Source organism: Pseudomonas taeanensis MS-3 (assembly GCF_000498575.2).
Classification (GTDB): domain Bacteria; phylum Pseudomonadota; class Gammaproteobacteria; order Pseudomonadales; family Pseudomonadaceae; genus Aquipseudomonas; species Aquipseudomonas taeanensis.
The window spans coordinates 295,574-320,058 of the sequence record NZ_AWSQ01000006.1 but is presented as its reverse complement, the minus strand read 5'-3'; the positions used below and the strand labels follow the sequence as shown (position 1 = coordinate 320,058).

The window sequence follows — 24,485 nt, the reverse complement described above, 5'->3', positions numbered from 1 at the left end:
TTCAGGCCGCCTGCGTTAGCCCGCCTCACCTGCCAGAGGAGAACGTCATGCTCGAATTGAATGCCGAACAGATCCAGATGGGCCGCAGCGCCACAGACAAACTGGCGGCGTTGGCGCTGCTCGCCGACGGCCTGGTCAGCGAGGGTCTGGTGGCGCCCGGCTATCTGGGCGGCATGCTGACGCGCGAAGCGCAAGGCTCGACCTACCTGGGGCAGGGCATTGCGATTCCCCACGGCACGCCGGAAACCCGCGATCAGGTGTTTCACACCGGGGTGCGACTGATGCAGTTTCCCGAAGGGGTCGACTGGGGCGACGGGCAGCGGGTGTACCTGGCGATTGCGATTGCCGCGCACTCGGACGAACACCTGCGTCTGCTGCAACTGCTGACCCGGGCCTTGGGCGAGGGCGATCTCAGCCAGGCGCTGCGTGAGGCGCAGGATGCCGAGGCGATAGTCGCCTTGCTGCAGGGCGCACCTCAGGAGCTGGCACTGGACAGCCAGTTGATCGGCCTGGGCGTAGCGGCCGAAGATTTCGACGAGTTGCTCTGGCAAGGTGCGCGTCTGTTGAAGAAGGCTGGCTGTGCCAGCGCCGGCCTGGCCAACGGCCTGCTGCAGGGTGAGCCATTGCCGCTGGGGGATGGGCTCTGGTGGGTGCACAGCGAACAGGCCGTGCTGCGACCTGGGTTGGCCTTCGTTACCCCGGCCGAGCCGCTGCGCCTGAATGGCCAGACGGTGCACGGTCTGTTCTGCCTGGCCAGTCTCGGCGAGGCGCACCGGCAGTTGCTCGAGCGCCTCTGCGACCTGCTCATCGAAGGGCGCGGCGCGGCATTCAGCCAGGCCACCAGCAGCCGCACCGTGCTCGAGGCGCTGGGCGGCGATGTACCTGCCGACTGGCCGACGCGGCGGGTAACCCTGGCCAACACCCATGGCTTGCATGCGCGCCCGGCCAAGGCGCTGACCGAGATTGCCCAGGCGTTCGTCGGCGAGGTGCGCGTGCGCCTGGCCGGCGAACCCGGACGCGGGGTGTCGGCCAAGAGCCTGAGCAAATTGCTCGCCCTGGGCGCCCAACGCGGCCAGGAGCTGGAGTTCAGCGCCGAACCGGCCATCGCCGCCGACGCCTTGGCGGCACTGGAAGCCGCCGTGCGAGCGGGGCTGGGGGAAACCCTGGAACCTTTGCCGGCGTCCGCCGAACCGCCAGCGCTCAGCGTCGCTGCAACACTCAGTGCGGTGCCGAGTACGCCGGCCAAGCTGCAAGCGCCGGCCGCGGGGGCGCGGCTGCAGGCGGTCGCCGCGGCGCCGGGTATTGCCATAGGTCCGGCCCTGGTACGGGTGCCGCAGACCTTCGAGTATGCGCAGCATGGCCAGGGCCTGGTCGTCGAGCGCCAGCGTCTGGCCACGGCGCTGGAGCAGGTGGACGCGGATATCCAGCGGCTGGTCGAGTCCTGCGACGACGTCAACGTGCGCGATATCTTCATCACCCATCAGGCGATGCTGCGCGATCCTGCCTTGCGCGAGGACGTCGAAGCGCATCTGGCCGAGGGCCTGGGCGCCGAAGCCGCCTGGCTGGCCGAGACCGAAGCCGCCGCGCGACAGCAGGAGGCCTTGCATGATGCGCTGCTGGCCGAGCGTGCCGCCGACTTGCGTGACATCGGCCGCCGCGTGCTGGCGCACCTCTGCGGCGCCGACAGCCTGAGCGAACCGGAGGAGCCCTACATCCTGGTGATGGATGAGGTGGCACCCTCGGATGTCGCCAGCCTCAACCGTCGGCGCGTGGCCGGGATTCTCACCGCGCGCGGCGGGGCCACCGCACACAGTGCAATCATCGCCCGCGCGCTGGGCATTCCGGCGGTAGTGGGCGCCGGTGAGGCGGTGCTGGCCCTGGCGCAGCGCACTGAATTATTGCTCGATGGCGATCACGGCCTGGTGCGCGTCGCACCCGATCGACAGACCCTGGAGCAGGCCGAGCGCGAGCGCGAAGTCAGGCAACAGCGTCAACAGCGCGCGCATGCCGAACGCCTGCGCCCGGCGATCACCAGCGACGGCCACGCGGTCGAGGTCGCGGCGAATATTGGTGCCAGCGAGAAAACCGCCGAGGCCGTCGAATTGGGCGCCGAAGGCATCGGCCTGCTGCGCACCGAGCTGGTGTTCATGGCGCACGCGCAGGCGCCGGATCAGGCGGCCCAGGAAGTCGAGTACCGCCGCGTGCTCGCTGCCCTCGACGGCCGGCCGCTGGTGGTGCGCACCCTGGATGTCGGCGGTGACAAACCCTTGCCGTACTGGCCGATGCCGGCGGAGGAGAATCCTTTTCTCGGCGTACGTGGCATTCGCCTGAGCCTGCAACGCCCGGAAGTTCTCGAGACTCAGCTGCGGGCCTTGTTGACCTCGGCCGAGGGCCGACCGCTGCGGATCATGTTCCCGATGGTCGGCGGCGTCGAAGAGTGGCGGGCGGCGCGTGACATGGCGCTGCGCCTGCGCGAGGAGATCCCGGTCGCCGACCTGCAGCTGGGCATCATGGTCGAGGTGCCGTCGGCAGCCTTGCTGGCGCCGGTGCTGGCGCGCGAGGTGGACTTCTTCAGTATCGGCACCAATGACCTGACCCAATACACCCTGGCCATCGACCGCGGGCATCCGACCCTGTCGGCCCAGGCCGACGGTCTGCACCCGGCAGTGCTGCGCCTGATCGGCATGACCGTCGAGGCGGCGCATGCGCACGGCAAGTGGGTCGGCGTGTGCGGCGAGCTGGCCTGCGACATGCTCGCCGTACCGCTGCTGGTCGGGCTCGGCGTGGACGAGTTGAGTGTCTCGGCGCGGGCCATTGCGCTGGTCAAGGCGCGCGTGCGCGAGCTCGACTTCCGCCACAGCCAGGCCCTGGCGCAGCAGGCCCTGGGCCTGGAAAGCGGCGCGGCGGTGCGCGCCCTGGTCGAGGAGACGCGCTGATGGCTCGCATCCTCACGCTGACCCTGAATCCGGCGCTGGACCTGACCGTGCGCCTCGAGCGCTTGCAGCCGGGTGCGGTCAACCGCAGCCAGAGCCTGAGCAGCCACGCCGCCGGCAAGGGCCTGAATGTGGCCCAGGTGCTGGCCGACCTCGGGCACAAGGTCACGGTCAGCGGCTTTCTCGGCGCGGCCAACCCGCAGGCATTCGAGGCGCTGTTCGACCGCCGGGGCTTCGTCGATGCCTTCGTCCGGGTGCCGGGAGAGACCCGCAGCAATATCAAGCTGGCCGAGGACGACGGGCGCATCACCGACCTCAACGGTCCGGGGCCGCGCGTCGAGGCATGCCAGCAGGCCGAGCTGCTCGAGCGGCTCGAACAGATCGCCGTCGGCCATGACGCCGTGGTGGTCGCCGGCAGCCTGCCACAGGGCGTCAGCCCCGAGTGGTTCGCCGCGTTGCTGCGTCGGCTCAAGGCGTTCGGCCTGCCGCTGGCGCTCGACAGCAGCGGCGCAGCGTTGCGCGCCGGCCTGGCCGTCAAACCCTGGCTGATCAAGCCGAACGAGGACGAGCTGGCCGAACTCTGCGGAGTTTCGGCCGCTGCGCTGGATGATTTACAGGCGGCCGCGTTGCGCCTGCGCGCCGAGGGCGTCGAGCACGTCCTGCTGTCGCGCGGTGCGGCGGGTGTCTGCTGGTTCGGTCCGGATATCGCACTGCAGGCGCAGCCGCCGCGGGTCGCGGTGGTCAGTACGGTGGGCGCCGGCGACTCGCTGCTCGCCGCCACCCTGCACGGTCTGCTCAGTGGCTGGCCGGCCGAGCGCTGCCTGCGCCTGGCCACCGCGATCGCCGCCCAAGCGGTGACCCAGCTCGGTTTTGGTATTCATGACAGGGAGCAACTGACGCGTCTGCAAGCCGCTGTCACGGTCGCATCCCTGGCTTAAAACAATAAGAGGTCGTTTCCCATGAATCTGCTGATCGTTACCGCCTGCCCCAATGGCATGGTTACCAGCGTGCTCTGTTCGCGCCTGTTGGAGGGCGCCGCGCAACGCCTGGGCTGGTCCACCCGCGTCGAGGTGCATGATCCCAAGGCCATCGGCTCGCCGTTGAGCGAGGCCGACATCGCCGCCGCCGAGCTGGTGGTGGTGGTCAAGACCGGCGACCTGCCGTTGCAACGCTTCGTCGGCAAACGCCTGCTGCAGTCGACCCCCGCCGAGGCGTTGCAGGACCCGCAGCGCTTCCTGCGTGAAGCCAACGAGCACGCCACCGTGCTGCAGCAGGCCGAACCGCTCGCTGCACCCGCTGCTCGGCCGCGTCTGGTGGCGGTGACCGCTTGTCCGACTGGGGTGGCGCACACCTTTATGGCCGCCGAGGCCTTGCAGCAGGCCGCGGCAAAGCTCGGCTATGAGCTACAGGTGGAAACTCGCGGCTCGGTGGGCGCACGCAATCTGCTGGATGACGCGGTGATCGCCGCCGCCGATGCGGTACTGCTGGCCGTGGATATCGAGGTCGATACCGCGCGCTTCGCCGGCAAGAAGGTGCTGCGTTGCGGCACAGGTGTGGCGCTCAAACAACCTGAACAGTGCCTCAAGCGTGCCTTGGCCGAAGCGCAGCTGTTGCCCGCCGATGCTCAGGCCGAGGCGTCACAGGCAAGCAAGCCCGCCGCGCAGGGCGGCCCCTACAGGCATTTGCTCACCGGGGTGTCTTACATGCTGCCGATGGTGGTGGCCGGTGGCTTGTTGATCGCCCTGTCGTTCGTCTTCGGTATCGAGGCGTTCAAGGAGGAGGGCAGCCTGGCCGCGGTGCTGATGCAGATCGGCGGCGATGCCGCGTTCAAGTTGATGGTGCCGGTGCTGGCGGGTTATATCGCCTACTCGATTGCCGACCGCCCCGGTCTGGCGCCGGGGATGATCGGCGGGCTGCTGGCCAGCACCCTGGGCGCGGGGTTTATCGGCGGCATCATCGCCGGGTTTCTCGCCGGCTATGCCGCGCGCGGGTTGAATCGCTGGCTGCAACTGCCGGCCAGCGTCGAGGCGCTCAAGCCGATCCTGATCATTCCGCTGCTGGCCAGCCTGTTTACCGGCCTGGTGATGATCTACCTGGTCGGCAAGCCGGTGGCGGGCATGCTCGCAGGGCTGACCGCTTTCCTCGACAGCATGGGCAGCACCAACGCCATCCTCCTCGGCCTGCTGCTCGGCGGCATGATGTGCGTCGACCTCGGCGGGCCGATCAACAAGGCCGCCTATGCCTTCTCGGTCGGCCTGCTGGCTTCACAGAGCTACGCACCGATGGCGGCGACCATGGCCGCCGGCATGGTGCCGCCACTCGGCATGGCCATAGCCAGCCTGCTGGCCCGGCACAAGTTCGCCCAGAGCGAGCGCGAGGCCGGCAAGGCCGCCGGTGTGCTGGGGCTGTGTTTCATCTCCGAGGGCGCCATCCCCTTTGCCGCCAAGGACCCGTTCCGGGTGATCCCGGCCAGCATCGCCGGCGGCGCGCTGACCGGTGCGCTGTCGATGTATTTCGGCTGCAAGCTGATGGCACCGCACGGCGGCCTGTTCGTGCTGCTGATCCCCAATGCGATCAACCATGCGGCGCTGTACCTGCTGGCCATCGTCGCCGGCAGTCTGCTGACCGGGGTGGTCTATGCGCTGATCAAGCGCGGCGAGGCGGTGGAGTTGGTGGTGGCAGGGACTAAGGCCTAGCAGGGGCATTGTTCTGGCGGCTAGGTTCCATGCTCGTGGTTACTGTCCTCCGCTACCCTCGGGAGAGAAGAGATCGGCACATGACTTCACAGGGAGGTGAAGCATGCCCAAAAGCACCCAACGGCCTACCGCCGAACAGCGCGAATTTGCCAGGCAGCTGCGTCATGAGTCGACTGACTGCGAGCGACTACTCTGGCAACGCCTGAGAAACCGTCAACTCGGCGACCTGAAATTCAGGCGCCAGTATCCGCTACCACCCTATGTGCTGGATTTCTATTGCGCAGCGCTGTGCTTGGCGGTCGAGTTGGATGGTGGGCAGCATTTTGCCGATGAAGCATTGCGCAAGGACGCCGAACGCAGCCGTTATCTAGAACGGCACGGGGTGCGGGTGCTGCGTTTCAGTAATCGGGAGGTGTTGTTGCAGATAGCGGAGGTGTTGGCGGAGATCCTGCGTCAGGCCGATATCGCTGCCCCTCACCCCAGCCCTCTCCCCGGAGGGTAGAGGGAGTTGACCGTGTGAGGCCGATAATTGCAGTCTGTCTGTTGGCTCTTAGCCAGGTCCCATCAGCGAAGGGATGAGGGCGTCGACCGCGTAGAGCCAGCTTGCCGCGATCCTACTGCCGCCACTGACCAACCCCCTCTCCTTTTTAGGGAGAGGGCTGGGGTGAGGGTCATGACCGTACAGCCGATCAATGATGCTCGCGCGTGGCGCGGAACTTCACGTCGGGCCAGCGCTCTTCCATCAGCGCCAGGTTGACCCGGGTCGGGGCCAGGTAGGTGAGGTGACCGCCGCCGTCGACCGAGAGGTTCTCCACCGCCTTGGTCTTGAATTCCTCGAGCTTCTTCTTGTCCGCGCACTCGATCCAGCGCGCCGACCAGACGTTGATCGGCTCGTAGCCGCATTCCACCTTGTATTCGCCCTTCAGGCGGCTGGCAACCACGTCGAACTGCAGCACGCCGACCGCACCGAGGATGATGTCGTTGCTGCGCTCGGGGAAGAACACCTGGGTGGCGCCTTCCTCGGCCAGCTGTTGCAGGCCCTGGCGCAGTTGCTTGGATTTCAGTGGGTCTTTCAGGCGTACGCGGCGGAACAGTTCCGGGGCGAAGTGCGGGATACCGGTGAAGCCCAGGTTCTCGCCTTCGCTGAAGGTGTCGCCGATCTGGATGGTGCCGTGGTTGTGCAGGCCGATGATGTCGCCGGCGTAGGCCTCCGCAAGCATTTCGCGCTCGCTGGAGAAAAAGGTCAGGGCGTCGCCGATACGCACGTCCTTGCCGGTGCGCACATGGCGCATCTTCATGCCTTGGCTGTACTTGCCCGAGCAGATACGCATGAAGGCGATGCGGTCGCGGTGCTTGGGGTCCATGTTTGCCTGGATCTTGAACACGAAGCCGCTGAAGGCCTCCTCGACCGGCTCCACACTGCGCTCATGGGCGACGCGTGCCAGAGGCTTGGGCGCCCAGTCGACCACGGCGTCGAGCACGTGGTCGACGCCGAAGTTGCCCAGCGCGGTGCCGAAGAATACCGGGGTCATTTGGCCGTCGAGGAATTCCTGTTGATTGAACTCGTGGCAGGCGCCTTGCACCAGCTCCAGCTGCTCGAGGAAACGCTCATACTCGTCGCCCAGGTGGGCGCGGGCCTCGTCGGAGTCGAGGTGCTGGATGATCTTGGTTTCGGTGCGTTCGTGGCCGTGGCCCGGGGTGTAGACGATGATGTAGTCGTCGGCCAGGTGATACACGCCCTTGAAGTCGCGGTAGCAGCCAATTGGCCAGGTGATCGGCGCGGCCTTGATCTTCAACACCGCCTCGATTTCGTCGAGCAGGTCGATCGGGTCGCGGATGTCGCGGTCGAGCTTGTTGACGAAGCTGACGATTGGCGTATCGCGTAGGCGGCAGACGTCCATCAGGGCGATGGTGCGCGGTTCCACACCCTTACCGCCGTCGAGCACCATCAGTGCGCTGTCTACCGCGGTCAGGGTGCGGTAGGTGTCTTCCGAGAAGTCCTCGTGGCCGGGGGTGTCGAGCAGATTGATCATGTGCTCGCGGTAGGGGAACTGCATCACCGAGGTGGTGATGGAGATGCCGCGCTGCTTTTCCATCTCCATCCAGTCGCTGGTGGCATGGCGGTCGGACTTGCGCGACTTCACCGTACCGGCGATGGCGATCGCCTTGCCCATCAGCAGGAGCTTCTCGGTGATGGTGGTTTTACCCGCATCGGGGTGGGAAATGATGGCGAAAGTACGGCGCTTGGCGACTTCGGCGGCCTGAGTGGTCATGGAGAGGGAACCCGTCGACTCGTAGTCGGTCTGTCAAAAAAGGCGGCGATTATAACGGTAAACGCCGCCTCGCGCGGCGACCTGTAATCTGGCTGGGCAACGGATGTTTTTTCGCCTTGCGTGCAGCATTCCATAACGCCTTGTTTTGAATCTAAAACGATCGGCCGACGAGGCGACGAAGGAGGTCGTAATGGCGGCAACTTTTCATTGATCTAAGCTCCCCATGGTCCTAAAGTTCGCGCCGAACGTCCATGCTGGCAACGATCCATTCGGCTCAAGTACTGACGACGAGAGATCGATTCGATACTCGGCGACATGCCTTGGGAAGTAGGCGAACCAAAGTGGGGAAACTGATCAGGCGTTCGCGCTTTGCTATTACTTAGTGAAGCACCCCTTACTACCTTTGTGTGTTTTGCCATTGGAGCTCCCGCATGCCGATTCAGATCGAAGACTACTACCCGCGTGAAACCTTCCAGAAAATGAAGGACTTCGCCGACCAGCAGGAAACCCCGTTTGTGGTGATCGATACCAAGATCATCGACCAGGCCTACGATGACCTGCGCGCCGGTTTCGAGTTCGCCAAGGTCTACTACGCGGTGAAGGCCAACCCGGCAGTCGAGATCATCAACCTGCTCAGGGATAAAGGCTCGAGCTTCGATATTGCCTCGATCTACGAGCTGGACAAGGTCATGGGCTGTGGCGTCGGCCCGGAGCGCATCAGCTACGGCAACACCATCAAGAAAGCCAAGGACATCCGCTACTTCTTCGAGAAGGGGGTGCGCATGTTCGCCACCGACTCGGAAGCAGACCTGCGCAACATCGCCAAGGCCGCGCCGGGCTCGAAAGTCTATGTGCGTATCCTCACCGAAGGCTCGACCTCGGCCGACTGGCCGCTGTCGCGCAAATTCGGCTGCCAGACCGACATGGCCATGGACCTGCTGATCCTCGCCCGCCAACTGGGCCTGGTGCCCTACGGCGTATCCTTCCACGTCGGCTCGCAGCAGCGCGATATTTCCGTATGGGACGCGGCCATTGCCAAGGTCAAGGTGATCTTCGAGCGGCTCAAGGAAGAAGACGGCATCGAGCTGAAGATGATCAACATGGGTGGCGGCTTCCCGGCCAACTACATCACCCGCACCAACAGCCTGGAAACCTACGCCGAGGAGATCATCCGCTTTCTCAAGGACGATTTCGGCGACGATCTGCCGGAAATCATCCTCGAGCCAGGCCGCTCGTTGATCGCCAACGCCGGCGTGCTGGTCAGCGAAGTGGTGCTGGTCGCGCGCAAGTCGCGTACTGCTGTCGAGCGTTGGGTGTATACCGACGTTGGCTTGTTCAGCGGCTTGATCGAAACCATGGGCGAGGCGATTAAGTTCCCCATCTACACCGAGAAGAAGGGTGAGATGGAGGAAGTGGTCATCGCCGGGCCGACCTGTGACAGTGCCGACATCATGTATGAGCACTACAAGTACGGCCTGCCGCTCAACCTGGCGAGCGGCGACCGCCTCTACTGGCTGTCCACTGGGGCTTACACCACCAGCTACAGCGCGGTGGAGTTCAACGGCTTCCCGCCGCTGAAGGCCTTCTACCTGTAGGGTTGAGTACCAAACGCACATAAAAAACCCTGCCAGCCGGCAGGGTTTTTTTATGTGCGTGGGTCATACCGCTGAACCTGGCAACTGCATCACTAAACAGTCGGGCGCTAAGGCTGCATCGAGGCTGCGGTTTGGCAGGAGCTAGGTGGTACTGGTGTCTTGCTGTACATTCGTTCAAATATACTGGGTCATCACAGGAGTTGTCGGCATGCACCAGGAAACGCGGTTTTCCCGGCTGGAACCAGAGTTGCGCAAGGCGCATCTGATCGAGGCCACGCTGGTGTGCCTCAAGCGCCATGGCTTTCAGGGCGCCTCGATCCGCAAGATCTGCGCCGAGGCAGGCGTGTCGGTCGGGCTGATCAATCATCACTATGCGGGTAAGGATGAACTGGTAGCGGAGGCCTACCTGGCTGTCACCGGACGGGTGATGAGCCTGCTGCGCGAGGCCATCGACGCCGCAGCGCCGAGTCCCAGGGCGCGGCTGTCGGCGTTTTTTCGGGCGTCGTTTTCCCCCGAGGTGCTTGATCCGCAACTGCTAGACGCCTGGCTGGCCTTCTGGGGCGCGGTGAAAACCGCCGAGGCGATCAACCTGGCCCACGATCAGTCCTATGGCGAATACCGAACCATCCTCGGCCAGGCCTTGAGCAGGCTAGCCGAGGGTGAGGGCTGGACAGACTTCGATGCGCCGCTCGCCGCCATCGGTCTCAGCGCTCTGCTGGATGGCCTGTGGCTGGAGTACGGGCTCAACCCCACGACCTTCACCCCGGAGCAGGGCGTGCAGATATGCGAGGCCTGGGTCGATGGCCTGCAGGTGAGCGGCTTTCGTCGTGTCGAGTAGCCAGTCGCCGGTGCTGTTGATCATCTGTTCAGTACTGGCTACATTGGCCGGGAAAGTAAGTAGCCTGCTTGACCCAGAATAAATCCAAGAATTGGCCGCGCCCATGACGCGGCGGGGGCACAGTGATGACGGTAACACCCCGTGTGCTGATCGTTGATGACGATCCAGTGATCCGCGAACTGCTCGCGTCCTATCTGCTGCGAGAGGATTATCAGGTGCATTGCGCCGACACGGCAGAGCAGGCTGAGACTTGCCTGCTGGATAATCCGGTGGACCTGGTGATGCTGGACATTCGCCTGCCGGGCAAGGATGGCCTGACCCTGACGCGCGAGTTGCGCGTGCGTTCGGAGGTGGGGATCATCCTGATCACCGGCCGGGATGACGAGATCGATCGCATTGTCGGCCTGGAATGCGGCGCCGACGATTACGTGGTCAAGCCGTTCAACCCACGCGAGCTGGTGTCGAAGGCGAAGAACCTGGTGCGCCGCGTGCGCCACGCTCAGGCGTTGCAGCCGCAGGCGCCGGCGGAGGCGCGTCAGCTGAAGTGTTTCGGTGACTGGACCCTGGATGTTGATCGACGCCGCCTGGTGGCAGCCGACGGCAGCGAAGGCCTGCTGACCCAGGGCGAGTTCCAGCTGCTCAGCGTGCTACTGCGCAACGCCGGGCACACCCTGAGCCGCGATCAGCTGATGGATCAGATCCGCAACCGCGAATGGCTGCCGAATGACCGCTCAATCGACGTGCTGGTCGGCCGTCTGCGGCGCAAGTTGAACGACGACCCGGCCGACCCGCAGTTGATCATCACCATCCACGGAGCCGGTTACCTGTTCAGCGCCGCGGTCAGCAGCCGGCAATGACTCTTGCCCTGCGCCTGACGCTGTTGCTGGCTGGACTGTGCCTGAGCGCGGCCAGCTTGGCGGCGCCTGCGCCTGTGCGCTACTGCGATTACCCGGTGTATCCGCCGATTTCCTGGAGCGATGCCAACGGCGAGGTGCAGGGCCTGGCGCCACGCGCGGTGCGCGAGGTGATCGGCCGCCTCGGCTTGCCGCTGGAGGTGGTGGTACTGGGCAACTGGAAGCGTTGCCTGACCGATGCGGCCGAGGGCCGGGTCGATCTGGTAATCGCCTATCGCTCGGCCGAGCGTGAGCACAGCCTGCTATTCAGCCAGGTGCCGCTGCTGCGCGAGGAGGTGTCGGTGTTCTACAACCGGCGCAAGCCCTTGGCGGTGACCCGGCTCGAGGACCTGGCGCGCTATCGCGGCGGCCTGCTGTTCGGCGAGAGCTATGGCCAGGCCTTCGACCGCTTCGTCGCCACCCATGGCAATGTCGAGTGGGTGGCCAGCAATCGACAGAACTTTGGCAAGTTGATCCGCGGGCGGATCGACTTCATCGCCCATGAGCGACGCACCGGCAAGCTGTTTCTCGAATACCTGCCGGGCGCCGACCAGATCGAGGTGCTGCCGCTGACCCTGGCCGTGGACCACCTGTATTTCGCGGTGTCGAAACGCTCGCCGCTGGCTGCGCGGATGACCGATATCGACCGGGAACTGCAGCGTCTGCTGAGCGGTGAACGGGTCGAGCACTGGCTGCGGGAAAGCGAGCAGGCTTATCGGGCGCTGCAGTCGCAGGCGGATGGGCAACCGTGAAGTCCTGGGCCGTATCGCCGTCCGGCGAGTTGTCGCGCCGCCTGTTGCGTTTCATTCTGCTGTTCAGCCTGTGTTTCACCCTGCTGGCCAGCGCCTTGCAACTGTACTTCGAGTATCGCCGCGAGATGCAGGGCATCGCCTCGCGCCTCGAGTTGATCCACAGTGGTTACCTGGCCAGCATCGAGCGCAACCTGTGGGACCTCAACCAGGCGCAGTTGGACGTACAACTGCGCGGCCTGGTGGACTTTCCCGATATCGCCTGGGTGCACCTGCGCAGCGCCGATTTCGACCTGTTGCAAGGCCATCGGCTGCCCGCCGACGCGGCGCGCACCGAGCGCTTCGACCTGAGCTATCGCATGGTCGATGGCGAGCTGCGCGCGCTCGGCTCCCTGGAGGTGGGCGTCGATCTGCAGGCGGTGCACCGCCGTTTGTATGCCAGCGGTTTGACCAACCTGTTGTGGATGGGGCTGTTCATCTGCGGCCTGGCAATCACCCTGTCCTGGCTATTCCATCGCCTGGTGACTCGCCACCTGTTGGCCATGGCGGCCTTCTCGAGGCAGCTCGCCGGTGGTGAGTGGCAGGCGCCCTTGCGCCTGGACAAGGGCCGCGGCGCGGCAGAAGACGAGATCGATGCGGTGGCTCATGCCCTGGACGAGATGCGCCAGGCGATTGTCGAGGATATGCGCCAGCGCGAGGTCGATCGCCTGGCCCTGCAAGACAAGAAGGACGAATTGCAGAAAATGGTCGAGCGGCGCACCGCCAGTCTGCACAGCGCCAAGGAGGAGGCCGAAGCGGCCAACCTGGCCAAGTCACGTTTCCTCGCGACCATGAGCCACGAGCTGCGCACCCCGCTGAATGGCATGCTCGGCATGGCCGAACTGTTGCGCGATGCGCCGCGCGACGCACTCGGCCGGCGACGCCTGCAGGCCTTGCACAAGGCGGGCGAGGGCTTGCTGGCACTTCTCAACGACCTGCTGGATTTCGCCAAACTGGAGGAGGGCGAGGCGCGCATCGAGCCGGTGGACTTTTCCCTGCAACAGTTGCTGGATGAGGTGCTCACCCTGCTCGAGCCCCGCGCGCAGGCCAATGCCAGTCAGCTCCTGAGTCATCTCGATCCAGGCCTGGGCGGCTACTTTCGCGGCCCCGAGCAATTCCTGCGGCAGGTCCTGACCAACCTGCTGGCCAATGCCATCAAGTTCACCCAGAACGGGCGGGTCCAGCTGCGCGTCGAGTTGTTGCAGCAGGCTGCCGGGCGCCAGCGCCTGCGCATCCAGGTGGAGGACGACGGCATCGGCATACCCGAGGCGGTGCAGGCGCGGATCTTCGAGCGCTTCGTGCAGGCCGACGAACAGGTGGCCAGGCGCTATGGCGGCGCCGGGCTCGGCCTGGCGATCTGCAAGCGCCTGGTGCAGGCCATGGGCGGCGAGATCCACCTGCACAGCCGCGAAGGCCAGGGCAGCCGCTTCTGGTTCGATATTTGGCTGCAGCAGGCGCAGCCCCCGCTACAACTCGCGGCCTCTGCGGCGCTGGAAACCGCGCCTGAGCCACGCCATGTGCTGGTGGTGGAAGACGTCGAGCTGAACCGCGAGGTGGCCCAGGGGCTGCTGGAGCGCGAGGGGCACCGGGTGAGCCTGGCCGAGGATGCCGAACCGGCCCTGCGCCAGTGCCAGACCCGCCGTTTCGACTTGATCCTGCTCGATGTGCAGCTGCCCGGGTTGAGCGGCGTGGAACTGTGTCGGCAAATTCGCCAGGACCCGTTGGGGGTCAATCGGCAGACGCCGATCTTCGCCTTCACTGCCAGCTTGCAGCCGGCCATGGTCCAGCGCTACCTGGATGCCGGCATGCAGGGGGTGATCGCCAAGCCGATCCAGCTATCGGCCTTGCGTCAGGCTCTGGCTGGCATGCTGCGCGGCGCGCCAGTGGCGAGCGAGGCGCTGCTCGATCCGCACGTATTGCACACCCATCGCGAGGCGCTGGGGGCCGGCAAGCTCGCCCAACTGTTGCGCCTGTTGCAAGACAACCTGCAGCAACAGGGCGAGCTCTTGCTGACCGCCCTGCAGGCGCGGGACTACCCGGAGATCGCCAGTGCGGCGCACCGCCTGGCCAGCGCCAGCGAGTCACTCGGCGGGCGGCCACTGGCGGCAATGCTGCGGCGTCTCGAAGCTGCTGGCGAAGAACAGGCCGAGGCCCAGTGTGCGGAACTGGCCGAGCCGCTGCGCCAGCTGCTCGACGCCACACAGCAGGCGTTGAATCAGGCGCTGACGCAGTTGTAACAACGCCGTTACCACTTCTTACATCTTCTTTCCCGGTGTTCAACGGGGGCTTACATCGCTTGCCAATAATCAGGGCGGAACCGGGCACTGGTCCCGGTAAAACCTTGGTCTTTGGGAGATAACAACAATGAAGCTCCGCAAACTGTCCGCCCTGGACGCGCTGCTGGTCGGCGCCGTCCTGCTGGCGCTGATCGCCGGCTCGCTGAGTCTGTTCGACGATCCGATGTCCGGTCCGCTGCAACTCGCGTTGATCATGGTCGGCTGCTTCGCCGCCCTGATCGGCATGAAGAACGGCGTCACCTGGGCCGAACTGGAAAGCGAGATCACCGCCACCAACGCCAAGACGGTCGCGCCGATTTTCATCTTTCTGTCGATTGGTGTGCTGATCGGTGCCTTTATCATCGCCGGCACCGTGCCGACCCTGCTGTATGCCGGGCTCAGCCTGCTGTCGCCGGCCTTCTTCTACCCGCTGGCCTGTCTGATCTGCGCCATCGTCTCGATGTGCATCGGCTCGTCCTGGACTACCGCCGCGACCATCGGCGTGGGCCTGATGGGCACCGCCCACGGTTTCGGCTTGTCGGCGGAAATCACCGCGGGTGCGGTGGTGGCTGGCGCCTATTTCGGCGACAAGATGTCGCCGCTGTCGGAAACCACCAACCTGGCCCCGGCCGTCGCAGGTTCCGAGCTGTTCGCCCATATCCGCCACATGGCCTGGGTGTCGCTGCCCAGCTTCCTGATTGCCCTGGTGCTGTTCAGCATCCTGGCGCTGAATGCCGATGCTCAGGGCGAGGCGGTGTCCAATGTCGGTGAACTCAAGGCGCAGCTGGCCGGTTCGTTCAACATCGCCTGGTACAACCTGATTCCGCTGCTGGCCCTGCTCGGGCTGTCGGTGCGCAAGGCGCCGGCGTTCCCGGCAATCATGCTGTGCAGTGCGCTGGCCTGTGTGTTTGCCGTGTTGTTCCAGGCACCGGTGATCGAGCGTTTCATGGCCGATAGCGAGCAAAGCGGCGCGCTCATGGTGGTCAAGGCCCTGTGGACGGTGATGGCGACCGGTTTCGTTTCGCACAGCGGTAATGAGGTGGTGGACAGCCTGCTCAGCCGTGGCGGCATGGCCGGCATGGTGTTCATGGCGTTCCTGGTGTTCTGCTCGATGATGATGACCGCAGTGCTCGAACGCATCGGCTTCATCCGCTTCCTGCTCGGCCTGATCGTGCGCGGCGTGCACTCGGTCGGCGCCCTGATTGGCGCGACCCTGGCCACCAGTATCGGCGTCAACGTGCTGACCGGTGACCAGTACCTGTCCCTGGTGCTGCCGGGGCAGATGTGGAAGGAAGAGTACCGTTTGCGCGGTCTGGCGGCGGTCAACCTGTCGCGCACCATCGAGGATGGCGGCACCGTGACTTCCTCGCTGATCCCCTGGAACGCCTGCGGCGTCTACATGGCCGCGACCCTGGGCGTCGCCACCCTGTCTTACGCACCCTTCGCCTTCTTCAACTGGATCAACCCGATCATCGCGCTGATCTACGGCATCTTCTGCATCAAGATCCTGCCGCTGGCCAGCCAGGACGACGCGCCGCAAGCGCAGTCCCCCACGGCTAAGCCGCTGGTAGGCGCCACCAGTTAAGTCCCGACCTCGCCGAGTGCAAGACAAAGGCCTGGCCGGCAACGGTCGGGCCTTTGTGTTTCTGCGCCGTAAGCAGTTGTGCGAAGTTGTAACACGTAGTCGTGAATTAACAAAAAGTCTAATAAATACAGATGGATAGATTATTTATTCAAAGGCTCTCGACGATTGCCATGTTACTGAACAAGTGTTTAGTATTGCTCCCCAGAGAGGACGCCTATGCCGTCCTTGTTAGCAGAATAAGAAGTCGAGGATTGCCATGAACACTGCATCGAATCTGTTGACGCGGGTTGCCGGCGGCGCCGCCTGGATCACCCTGAATCGCCCCGAGCAACGCAACGCGCTGGACATCCCCACGATCAAGGCCTTGCATGCGCTGCTCGACGAGCTCAGTGCCGATCCTGCTGTGCGTGTGCTGGTGCTGACCGGCAGCGGCAAGAGCTTCTGCGCCGGCGCTGACCTTGCCGAGTGGGCTGCGGCCGAGGCCCGTGGCGCGCTGGAAAGCTACGGCTGGACCGAGGCCGCGCATGCCCTGATGACCCGCCTGCATGGCTTTGCCAAACCGACCATCGCCGCCATCAACGGCACCGCAGTGGGCGCCGGGATGGACCTGACGCTGTGCTGTGATTTTCGTCTGGCCGCGCAGTCGGCGCGCTTCAAGGCCGGCTACACCAGCATGGCCTACTCACCGGATGCCGGCGCCAGCTGGCACCTGCCGCGCTTGATCGGCAGCGAGCAGGCCAAGCGTCTGTTGTTCCTCGACGAGCTGTGGGGCGCCGAGCGTGCCCTGACTACCGGCCTGGTCGGTGAAATCTGCGCCGATGAGCAGTTGCTGGCAGTCGCCGGCGAACTGGCTACGCGACTGGCCAGCGGTCCGACCTTCGCCTTCGCCCAGACCAAGACCCTGATCGAAGACGGAGCCCAGCGCAGCCTGGCCGAGCAGCTCGAAGCCGAGCGCCGCGCCGGGTTGCTCTGCGGTCGCAGCGAAGATGGTGGCGAAGCGTTGCGCGCCGCCATGGAAAAACGCGCCCCCCTCTTTATCGGCCGCTGAACTGCCGCCCCCTTGCCACAGGACATAGCGATGAACTTTCAACTGAGCCAAGAACAAGAAATGCTGGTCGATGCGGTACGTAGCTTCGTCGAGAAGGAACTGCTGCCCCATGAAGAGGCCGTCGACCGCGCCGATGCGGTATCCCCGGAGCTGGCCGCGCAGATTCGTGGCAAGGCCATCGCCGCCGGCTTCTATGCCTTCAACATGCCGGAGGAGGTGGGTGGCGGCGGCCTCGATTACCTGTCCCAGGCGCTGATCGAACGTGAGCTGTCCAAGGTCTCCTGGGCCTTGCAGGTGTTCGTCGCGCGGCCGTCAAAGATCCTCATGGCCTGCACTGGCGAGCAGATTCAGGACTACCTGCTGCCCTGCATCCAGGGCGAGAAGATCGACTGCTTCGCCCTCACCGAGCCGGGCGCCGGCTCCGACGCCAACTCGATCAAGACCCGTGCGGTGCGCGACGGCGATGACTTCCTGCTGAATGGCAGCAAGCACTTCATCAGCCACGCCGGGCATGCCGATTTCGCCATCGTCTTTGCGGTCACCGACAGCTATGAGAAGAACGGCAAGAAGCGCAACGCCGTGACCTCTTTCCTGGTCGATCGCGATACCCCCGGAATGACCATACGCCGCGGGCCCAAGTGCGTGAGCAACCGTGGCTATCACACCTACGAGCTGTTTTTCGATGACTGCCGGGTACCCGCGAGCAAGGTCCTCGGCGAAGTGGACAAGGGCTGGGAGGTGGCCAATGCCTGGCTCACCGCTGGCCGCGTGATGGTCGCCGCCAACTGTGTTGGCCAGGCGCAACGGGCACTGGATCTGGCCCTGCAATGGTCTGCCGACCGCAAGCAGTTCGGTCAGCCGATCGGCAGCTACCAAGGGGTGTCGTTCAAGCTCGCCGACATGGCCACGCAGATCCGCGCCGCCGAGCTGCTGTGCCTGCACACCGCCTGGAAGATGGACCAGGGCAGCATGACCGACGGCGACGCCGGCATGGCCAAGCTGCTGGCCAGCGAAGTGCTCGGCAAGGTGGCCGACGAGACGGTGCAGATCTTCGGCGGCATGGGCCTGATGGACGAAGGCCCGGTGGAACGCATCTGGCGCAACGCGCGGATCGAGCGGATCTGGGAAGGCACTTCGGAGATCCAGCGTCACATCATTTCCCGCGAACTGCTGCGCCCGTTGCTGCGCTGAGGGGATCGTCATGAGCCAAAGAGACAACCTCAAGCGCTTGCTGGCGCCGCGCCATCTGGCCTTTATCGGTGGCCGCAGCATGGCCCGCGCGCTCAAGCGCTGCGTCGAGGGCGGTTACCAAGGCCAGCTGTGGCTGGTCAATCCGCAGCACGCCGAGCTGGAAGGCGTGCCCTGCGTCGCCAGCGTCGCCGAGCTGCCTTGCGGGCCGGATGCGGTGTTCATCGCCACCAACAAGGAGTTGACCGTGCAGGCAGTGGCCGAACTGGCCGCCAAGGGCGCGGGCGGCGCCATCTGCTACGCCTCCGGCTTCGCCGAAACCGGCGCAGAGGGCCAGGCGCTGCAGGCCCGCTTGCTCGCCGCAGCCGGCGACATGGCGCTGCTCGGGCCGAACTGTTACGGCCTGCTCGACTACCTGCACGGCGCCGCGCTGTGGCCGGTGGCTCATGGCGGCAAGGTAGTCGAGCAGGGCGTGGCGGTGCTGACCCAGAGCGGCAACTTCGCCTACAACCTGTCGATGAGCGACCGCTCGCTGCCGGTGGCCTATATGGCCTCGGTGGGTAATCAGGCGCAAATTGGCGTCGCCGAATTGATGGACGTGTTGCTCGATGAGCCGCGCGTCACCGCCATCGGCCTGCACCTGGAGGGGCTGAACAACGTCCCAGGTTTTGCTCGCGCTGCGCACAAGGCGCTGCAGAAGGGCATCCCGATCATCGCCCTGAAGACCGGCGTCTCGCAGATCGGCGCCGAGCTGGCGCTCAGCCACACCAGTTCCCTGGCCGGCTCAGATGCGCTGTATGACGCGTTGTTCGAGCGCCTCGGAGTGATCCGCGTCAGCGGCCCGGTGAGCTTCGTCGAAACCCTCAAGGCGGCCGCCTGCGGCCAGCTGCCGGCGGGGCCGAGCCTGGCCGCGCTGGCCTGTTCCGGCGGCGATGCCGGACTGATCGCCGACTACGCCGAGCGCAACGGCCTGAGCTTGCCGAAACTGGATGACAGCCAGCGCAGCGAGCTGGCCGCGGTGCTGCCGGGCTACGCCAATATCGTCAACCCGCTGGACTTCACCACGGCCATTTGGGGCGATCGCGACGCCCTCGACAGCATGCTCGACAGCGTCCTGCGCAGCCCGGCCGATGCCGCCCTGCTGGTGCTCGACTATCCCGATCAAGCCTCGGGCGAGCGCCCGCAGTGCGACCTGCTGCTGGAGCTGTACTGCGCCGCGCTGGCGCGCCACGGCAAGCTGGGTTTCGTCGCCTCGGCCTTCCCCGAGCTGCTCCCGGCCAGTGCTCGCGAGCGCCTGCACGCCCATGGCGTGGCGGCCCTGCAAGGGGTCGAAGATGGCCTGGCGGCCTGGGGCCGCGTCGCCCACTACCAGCAGCGCCGCGCGGCACTGCTGGCGCGCGGTGAATCGGCGTTGCTGCCGATCTGCCCGCAAGCCCTGACGGGCCAAGGCCGGCTGCTCGATGAGTGGCAGGCCAAGCAGGCTCTGAGCGCCTTCGGCCTGCCGTTGCCGCAGGGCCTGTTGAGCACCCCGGGCCAGGCGCTGCAAGCGGCGCAGGCGCTGGGTTATCCGCTGGTGCTCAAGGTGGTCAGCAGCGCGCTGCCGCACAAGACCGAAGCCGGTGGCGTGGCGCTCAATCTGGGCGACGACCAGGCGCTGCAGGCCGCCCTCGAGGACATGCGCGCCAGCCTGGCCCGGCATGCCCCCGAGTTGCCCTTCGAGCAGGTGCTGCTGGAGCGCATGGCGCCACCGCCGCTGGCCGAGCTGATTGTCGGCGTCAAGCGCGAGAACGGCTTCGGCCTGGCGCTGGTGCTAGGCGCCGGCGGGATTCTCGTCGAGTTGCTCAAGGACAGCCGCAGCCTGCTGTTGCCGACCAACAATGCGGCGATCCGCGAGGCGCTGCTGAGCCTGCGCAGCGCGCCCCTGTTGCAAGGCTTTCGTGGCCGTCCGGCGGTTGATCTGGACGCCCTGGTGCAGGCGATTCGCGCGGTGGCCGACTACGCCGGCGAGCACGCCGAACAGCTGCTGGAGCTGGACGTTAATCCGCTGTTGCTCGATGCCCAGGGCGCCGTCGCGGTGGATGCCTTGATTCGCCTGGCCCAGGACTGAGGAAATGATCATGCAAGAGAACCACAACCTTACCGGCGGCCAAGCCTTGGTGCGCCTGCTGGGCAACTACGGCGTCGACACCGTGTTCGGCATTCCCGGTGTACACACCCTGGAGCTCTATCGCGGCCTACCCGGCAGTGGCATTCGCCACGTACTGACCCGCCACGAGCAGGGCGCCGGCTTTATGGCCGACGGCTATGCGCGGGTGACCGGCAAGCCGGGCGTGTGCTTCGTCATCAGCGGCCCCGGGGTGACCAATGCCGCCACGGCGATCGGCCAGGCCCATGCCGACTCGATCCCCATGCTGGTGATCTCCAGCGTCAACCACAGCGCCAGCCTCGGCAAGGGCTGGGGTTGTCTGCACGAAACCCAGGACCAGCGCGCGATGACCGCGCCGATCACCGCGTTCTCGGCGGTGGCCACCAGCGCCGAGGATCTGCCGCAGCTGATCGCCCGCGCCTTTGCGGTGTTCGACAGCGAACGGCCGCGCCCGGTGCATATCTCGGTGCCGCTGGACGTACTGGCCGCGCCCATCGCGCGGGACTGGAGCGCCGAGGTGGTGCGTCGGCCGGGCCGTGGCCTGCCGAGCGCCGAGGCGCTGCAGCAGGCGGCGGACAAGTTGGCCGGCGCCAAGCGGCCGATGATCATCGCCGGTGGCGGCGCCCTGGAGGCCGGCGCGGCACTGGCGGCGCTCAGCGAACGGCTGGCCGCGCCGCTGTTCACCAGCGTCGCCGGCAAGGGCTTGCTGCCAACCCAGGCGCCGCTGCATGCCGGCGCCACCCTGTGCGTCGAACCCGGCTGGCAGCTGATCGAGCAGGCCGACGTGGTCCTCGCGGTCGGCAGCGAAATGGCCGACACCGATTTCTGGCGCGAGCGCCTGCCGCTGACCGGCGAGCTGCTGCGGGTGGATATCGACCCGCGCAAGTTCAACGACTTCTATCCCTGCGCCGTGGCGCTCAAGGGCGATGCCCGGCAGACCCTCGAGGCGCTGCTGGCGCGCTTGCCGCAGCAGGTGCGCGATCCGGCGCTTGCCGTTCAGGCGGTGGCCGCTTTGCGCGCCGCGGTCGAGGACGGCCAGGGACCGTTGCAGCGTATTCACCAGGCGATCCTGGCGCGCATCGCCGCGGTGCTGCCGGACAACGCCTTTATCAGCACCGACATGACCCAGCTGGCCTACAGCGGTAACTACCTGTTCCCTAGCCGCGCCCCGCGTAGCTGGTTGCACCCCACCGGTTACGGCACCCTCGGCTACGGCCTGCCGGCCGGCATCGGCGCCAAGCTGGGCGCGCCCGAACGGCCCGGCCTGGTGCTGGTCGGCGATGGCGGCTTCCTCTACACCGTGCAGGAACTTGCTACCGCCGTGGAAGAACTGGACAGCCCGCTGGTGGTGCTGTTGTGGAACAACGATGCCCTGGGGCAGATCCGCGACGATATGCTCGACCTGGACATCGAGCCGATTGGCGTGCTGCCGCGCAACCCGGATTTCGCCGCCCTGGCCAGTGCCTTCGGTTGTCGGGTACTGCAGCCGCAGAGCCTGGATCAGCTGCAAGAGCAGCTGGCAGCGGGCTTCAGCCATCCCGGCGTGACCCTGATCGAACTCAAGCACGCCTACGCCCAATAAGGCGGGCAAGGAGATGTCCATGCGTTTTTCCACCCTGACCCAACGTATCGCCGGTGACGGCGCCGCCGCCTGGGACATTCACTACCGCGCCCTGGCCCGCCAGGAGCGCGGCGAGGACGTGCTGCTGCTGTCGGTAGGTGACCCGGATTTCGACACCCCGCAGCCGATCGTACAGGCCGCCATCGACAGCCTGTTGTCCGGTAATACCCACTACACCGAGGTCACCGGCAAGCGTGCGCTGCGCGAGAGCATCGCCAAGCGCCATCGTATGCGCAGCGGTCAAACGGTCGCGGCCGATCAGGTGGTGGTGTTGGCCGGCGGCCAGTGCGCGCTGTTCTGCGTGGCCCAGTGCGTGCTCGAACCCGGCGATGAAGTGATAGTCGCCGAGCCCATGTACGTGACCTACGAGGCGGTGTTCGGCGCCTGCGGGGCCAAGGTGATTCCCTTGCCGGTGCGCCCCGAGCACGGCTTCCGGGTGCAGGCCGAGGATGTCGCCGCGGCCATCACCCCGCGCACCCGCGCCCTGGTGCTGAACAGTCCGCACAACCCGTCCGGCGCCAGCTTGCCGCGTTCCACCTGGGAGGCCCTGGCCGAACTGTGTATCGGCCATGATCTGTGGCTGATCTCCGATGAGGTCTACAGCGAGTTGCTGTACGAGGGCGAGCACGTCAGCCCGGCCAGCCTGCCGGGCATGGCCGAGCGCACCGCAACCCTCAACAGTCTGTCGAAGTCCCACGCCATGACCGGCTGGCGGGTCGGCTGGGTGGTGGCGCCGCCGGCGCTGGCCGAACACCTGGGTAACCTGGCGCTGTGCATGCTGTACGGCTCGCCGGACTTCATCCAGGACGCCGCCTGTGTCGCCCTGGAGGCGAAAATGCCGGAGCTGGAGGCGATGCGTGAAGCCTATCGGCAGCGCCGCGATCTGGTCTGCGCCTGTCTCGCCGACAGACCTGGGCTGCGCGCCCTGAAGCCCGACGGCGGAATGTTCGTGATGGTCGATATCCGCGCCACCGGGCTGTCCGCCCAGGCGTTCGCCGACCGCCTGCTCGACCGGCATGGCGTTTCGGTGCTGGCCGGCGAAGCCTTCGGCCCCAGTGCCGCCGGGCATATCCGCCTGGGCCTGGTGCTCGGCAGCGGGCCGCTGGAAGACGCCTGCCGGCGCATCGCCCGCTGCGCCGCCGAGCTGATCGAGGAACGGCTCGAGGAAACCTGCCATGCATAAGCACACCCAGCTGTATATCGATGGAACCTGGGTCGCGCCCGCGGGCAGCGGCCTGGCCGAGGTGCTCAATCCGGCGACCGAACAGGCCATCGGCCAGGTGCCCTTGGGCGACGAACGCGACGTCGAGCGTGCGGTACAGGCCGCGCGCGGGGCCTTTCCGGCCTGGGCCGCGACTCCGGCCAGCGTGCGCGCCGGCTATATCCAGGCCCTGGCCGCGCAGCTCGAAGCTCGTGGCGATGAGATGGCCGCGCTGATCACTGCCGAGCTGGGGATGCCGGTGCAGTGGTGCCGCTCGATTCAGGTGGACGGGCCGCTCGAAGGCTTGCGCCACTATGCCGAGCTCGCCGCCCTGATGGATGAGGTGCGCGAGGTCGGCAACTCCCTGGTTATTCGCGAGCCGGTGGGGGTGTGCGCCTTTATCAATCCGTGGAACTACCCGCTGCATCAGTTGCTCGGCAAGCTCGCCCCGGCCCTGGCCGCCGGTTGCACGGTGGTGGTCAAGCCGAGCCAGGAGACTCCGCTGCATGCCTTCCTGCTGGCGCAGATGATCGAGGCCATTGGCCTGCCGGCCGGGGTGTTCAACTTGGTCAGCGGGCCGGGCGCCAAGGTCGGCGAGGCGCTGGCCAAGCATCCGTTGGTGGACATGGTCTCCTTTACCGGCTCCACCGGTGCCGGGGTGCGCGTGGCTCAGGCCGCCGCGCCGTCGGTCAAGCGCGTGTGCCTGGAACTGGGTGGCAAGTCGGCGCTGCTGATCGCGGAAGACGCCGACCTGGCCGCCGCGGTGCGCTATGGCGTGCAGGACGTGATGCTCAACTCGGGGCAGACCTGCACCGCGCTGACCCGCATGCTGCTGCCGGCAAGCCGTTATGCCGAAGCCCTGGAACTGGCCGTGGCCGAGACCGCTAGCCTGCGTCTGGGTGACCCGCTGGACCCCGAGAGTTTTCTCGGCCCGATGTGCTCGGCCGGGCAGCTGCGCACGGTACGCGACTACATCCGCATCGGTGAGGAAGAAGGCGCGCGCCTGCTGTGTGGCGGCGTCGCAGTACCCAGCGGGCTGGAGCGTGGTTTCTACCAGCTACCGACCCTGTTCGCCGACGTGGATAACCGCATGCGCATCGCCCAGGAAGAAATCTTCGGCCCGGTGCTCTGCCTGATTCCCTACGCCGACGAAGTGCAGGCCGTGCAACTGGCCAACGACTCGCCGTTCGGTCTGTCCAGTGGCGTCTGGGCCGGCACGCCAGAGCGCGCTTTGGGTCTGGCGCGGCAGCTGCGCGCCGGGCAGTGTTTCATCAACGGCGCGGCCTTCAACTACCGCGCGCCGTTCGGCGGCTACAAGCAGTCGGGCAATGGCCGCGAGTGGGGCGAGGAGGGGTTGGCCGAATTTGTCGAAATCAAGGCCGTGCAGTGCTGAGAGCTATGTCA

General features: G+C 66.0%; 17 protein-coding genes. 16 read left to right on the top strand and 1 reads right to left on the bottom strand.

Annotated features, from left to right (window positions below):
- The first annotated feature begins 47 nt into the window (after positions 1-47).
- The 4 genes from ptsP to TMS3_RS19330 all read left to right on the top strand — a co-directional run bounded on the left by ptsP (position 48) and on the right by TMS3_RS19330 (position 6,131).
- The gene (gene ptsP, locus TMS3_RS19345; protein ID WP_025166948.1) at positions 48-2,936 is read left to right on the top strand and encodes a phosphoenolpyruvate--protein phosphotransferase; all 2,889 of its coding nucleotides are present in this window, start codon (positions 48-50) and stop codon (positions 2,934-2,936) included.
- Positions 2,936-3,871: a 1-phosphofructokinase gene (gene pfkB, locus TMS3_RS19340; protein ID WP_025166947.1), complete on the top strand. Its 936-nt coding sequence runs from the start codon at positions 2,936-2,938 to the stop codon at positions 3,869-3,871. Before ptsP ends, pfkB begins: the two co-directional genes overlap by 1 nt.
- A gap of 21 nt (positions 3,872-3,892) precedes the next feature.
- Positions 3,893-5,629: a fructose-specific PTS transporter subunit EIIC gene (locus TMS3_RS19335; protein WP_025166946.1), complete on the top strand. Its 1,737-nt coding sequence runs from the start codon at positions 3,893-3,895 to the stop codon at positions 5,627-5,629.
- Positions 5,630-5,732: 103 nt separating this feature from the next.
- Positions 5,733-6,131 carry an endonuclease domain-containing protein gene (locus tag TMS3_RS19330; RefSeq protein WP_025166945.1) on the top strand — a complete coding sequence of 133 codons (399 nt, stop codon included), beginning with the start codon at positions 5,733-5,735 and terminating at the stop codon, positions 6,129-6,131.
- A 187-nt stretch (positions 6,132-6,318) separates the two neighbouring features.
- On the opposite strand, the gene TMS3_RS19325 is transcribed toward TMS3_RS19330, so the two are convergent.
- On the bottom strand, positions 6,319-7,902 hold the full coding sequence (locus TMS3_RS19325; RefSeq protein ID WP_025166944.1) for a peptide chain release factor 3: 1,584 nt from the start codon (positions 7,900-7,902) through the stop codon (positions 6,319-6,321).
- 431 nt (positions 7,903-8,333) lie between these two features.
- Between TMS3_RS19325 and TMS3_RS19320 the strand changes: the two genes are divergently transcribed.
- From TMS3_RS19320 to TMS3_RS19265, 12 genes are all read left to right on the top strand, one after another.
- Positions 8,334-9,497, top strand: a complete 1,164-nt coding sequence (locus TMS3_RS19320) for a type III PLP-dependent enzyme (protein WP_025166943.1) — start codon at positions 8,334-8,336, stop codon at positions 9,495-9,497.
- Positions 9,498-9,705: 208 nt separating this feature from the next.
- Complete coding sequence (locus TMS3_RS19315) at positions 9,706-10,335, top strand: TetR family transcriptional regulator C-terminal domain-containing protein (protein WP_025166942.1); 630 nt, start codon at positions 9,706-9,708, stop codon at positions 10,333-10,335.
- Between the two features lie 125 nt (positions 10,336-10,460).
- Entirely contained in the window at positions 10,461-11,192 is a 732-nt protein-coding gene (locus TMS3_RS19310) for a response regulator (RefSeq protein ID WP_025166941.1), read from the top strand.
- Positions 11,189-11,980 (top strand): substrate-binding periplasmic protein, encoded by a 792-nt coding sequence (locus TMS3_RS19305; protein ID WP_029866488.1) that lies wholly within the window; start codon positions 11,189-11,191, stop codon positions 11,978-11,980. Before TMS3_RS19310 ends, TMS3_RS19305 begins: the two co-directional genes overlap by 4 nt.
- Positions 11,977-14,253 (top strand): ATP-binding protein, encoded by a 2,277-nt coding sequence (locus TMS3_RS19300; protein ID WP_025166939.1) that lies wholly within the window; start codon positions 11,977-11,979, stop codon positions 14,251-14,253. The genes TMS3_RS19305 and TMS3_RS19300 overlap by 4 nt, the downstream gene beginning before the upstream one ends.
- 127 nt (positions 14,254-14,380) lie before the next feature.
- Positions 14,381-15,877: a Na+/H+ antiporter NhaC gene (gene nhaC / locus TMS3_RS19295; protein WP_029866487.1), complete on the top strand. Its 1,497-nt coding sequence runs from the start codon at positions 14,381-14,383 to the stop codon at positions 15,875-15,877.
- Positions 15,878-16,133: 256 nt separating this feature from the next.
- Positions 16,134-16,925, top strand: coding sequence for an enoyl-CoA hydratase/isomerase family protein (locus TMS3_RS19290; RefSeq protein WP_025166937.1), 792 nt, complete (start codon positions 16,134-16,136; stop codon positions 16,923-16,925).
- A gap of 30 nt (positions 16,926-16,955) precedes the next feature.
- Positions 16,956-18,116, top strand: coding sequence for an acyl-CoA dehydrogenase family protein (locus TMS3_RS19285; protein WP_025166936.1), 1,161 nt, complete (start codon positions 16,956-16,958; stop codon positions 18,114-18,116).
- Between the two features lie 10 nt (positions 18,117-18,126).
- Complete coding sequence (locus TMS3_RS19280; protein ID WP_025166935.1) at positions 18,127-20,220, top strand: acetate--CoA ligase family protein; 2,094 nt, start codon at positions 18,127-18,129, stop codon at positions 20,218-20,220.
- A 10-nt stretch (positions 20,221-20,230) separates the two neighbouring features.
- Positions 20,231-21,841 carry a 5-guanidino-2-oxopentanoate decarboxylase gene (locus TMS3_RS19275; RefSeq protein ID WP_025166934.1) on the top strand — a complete coding sequence of 537 codons (1,611 nt, stop codon included), beginning with the start codon at positions 20,231-20,233 and terminating at the stop codon, positions 21,839-21,841.
- A 19-nt stretch (positions 21,842-21,860) separates the two neighbouring features.
- Positions 21,861-23,063 (top strand): pyridoxal phosphate-dependent aminotransferase, encoded by a 1,203-nt coding sequence (locus TMS3_RS19270; RefSeq protein ID WP_025166933.1) that lies wholly within the window; start codon positions 21,861-21,863, stop codon positions 23,061-23,063.
- A complete protein-coding gene (locus tag TMS3_RS19265; RefSeq protein WP_025166932.1) occupies positions 23,056-24,474 on the top strand; it encodes an aldehyde dehydrogenase family protein in 1,419 nt (472 codons plus the stop codon). Before TMS3_RS19270 ends, TMS3_RS19265 begins: the two co-directional genes overlap by 8 nt.
- Positions 24,475-24,485 lie beyond the last annotated feature (11 nt).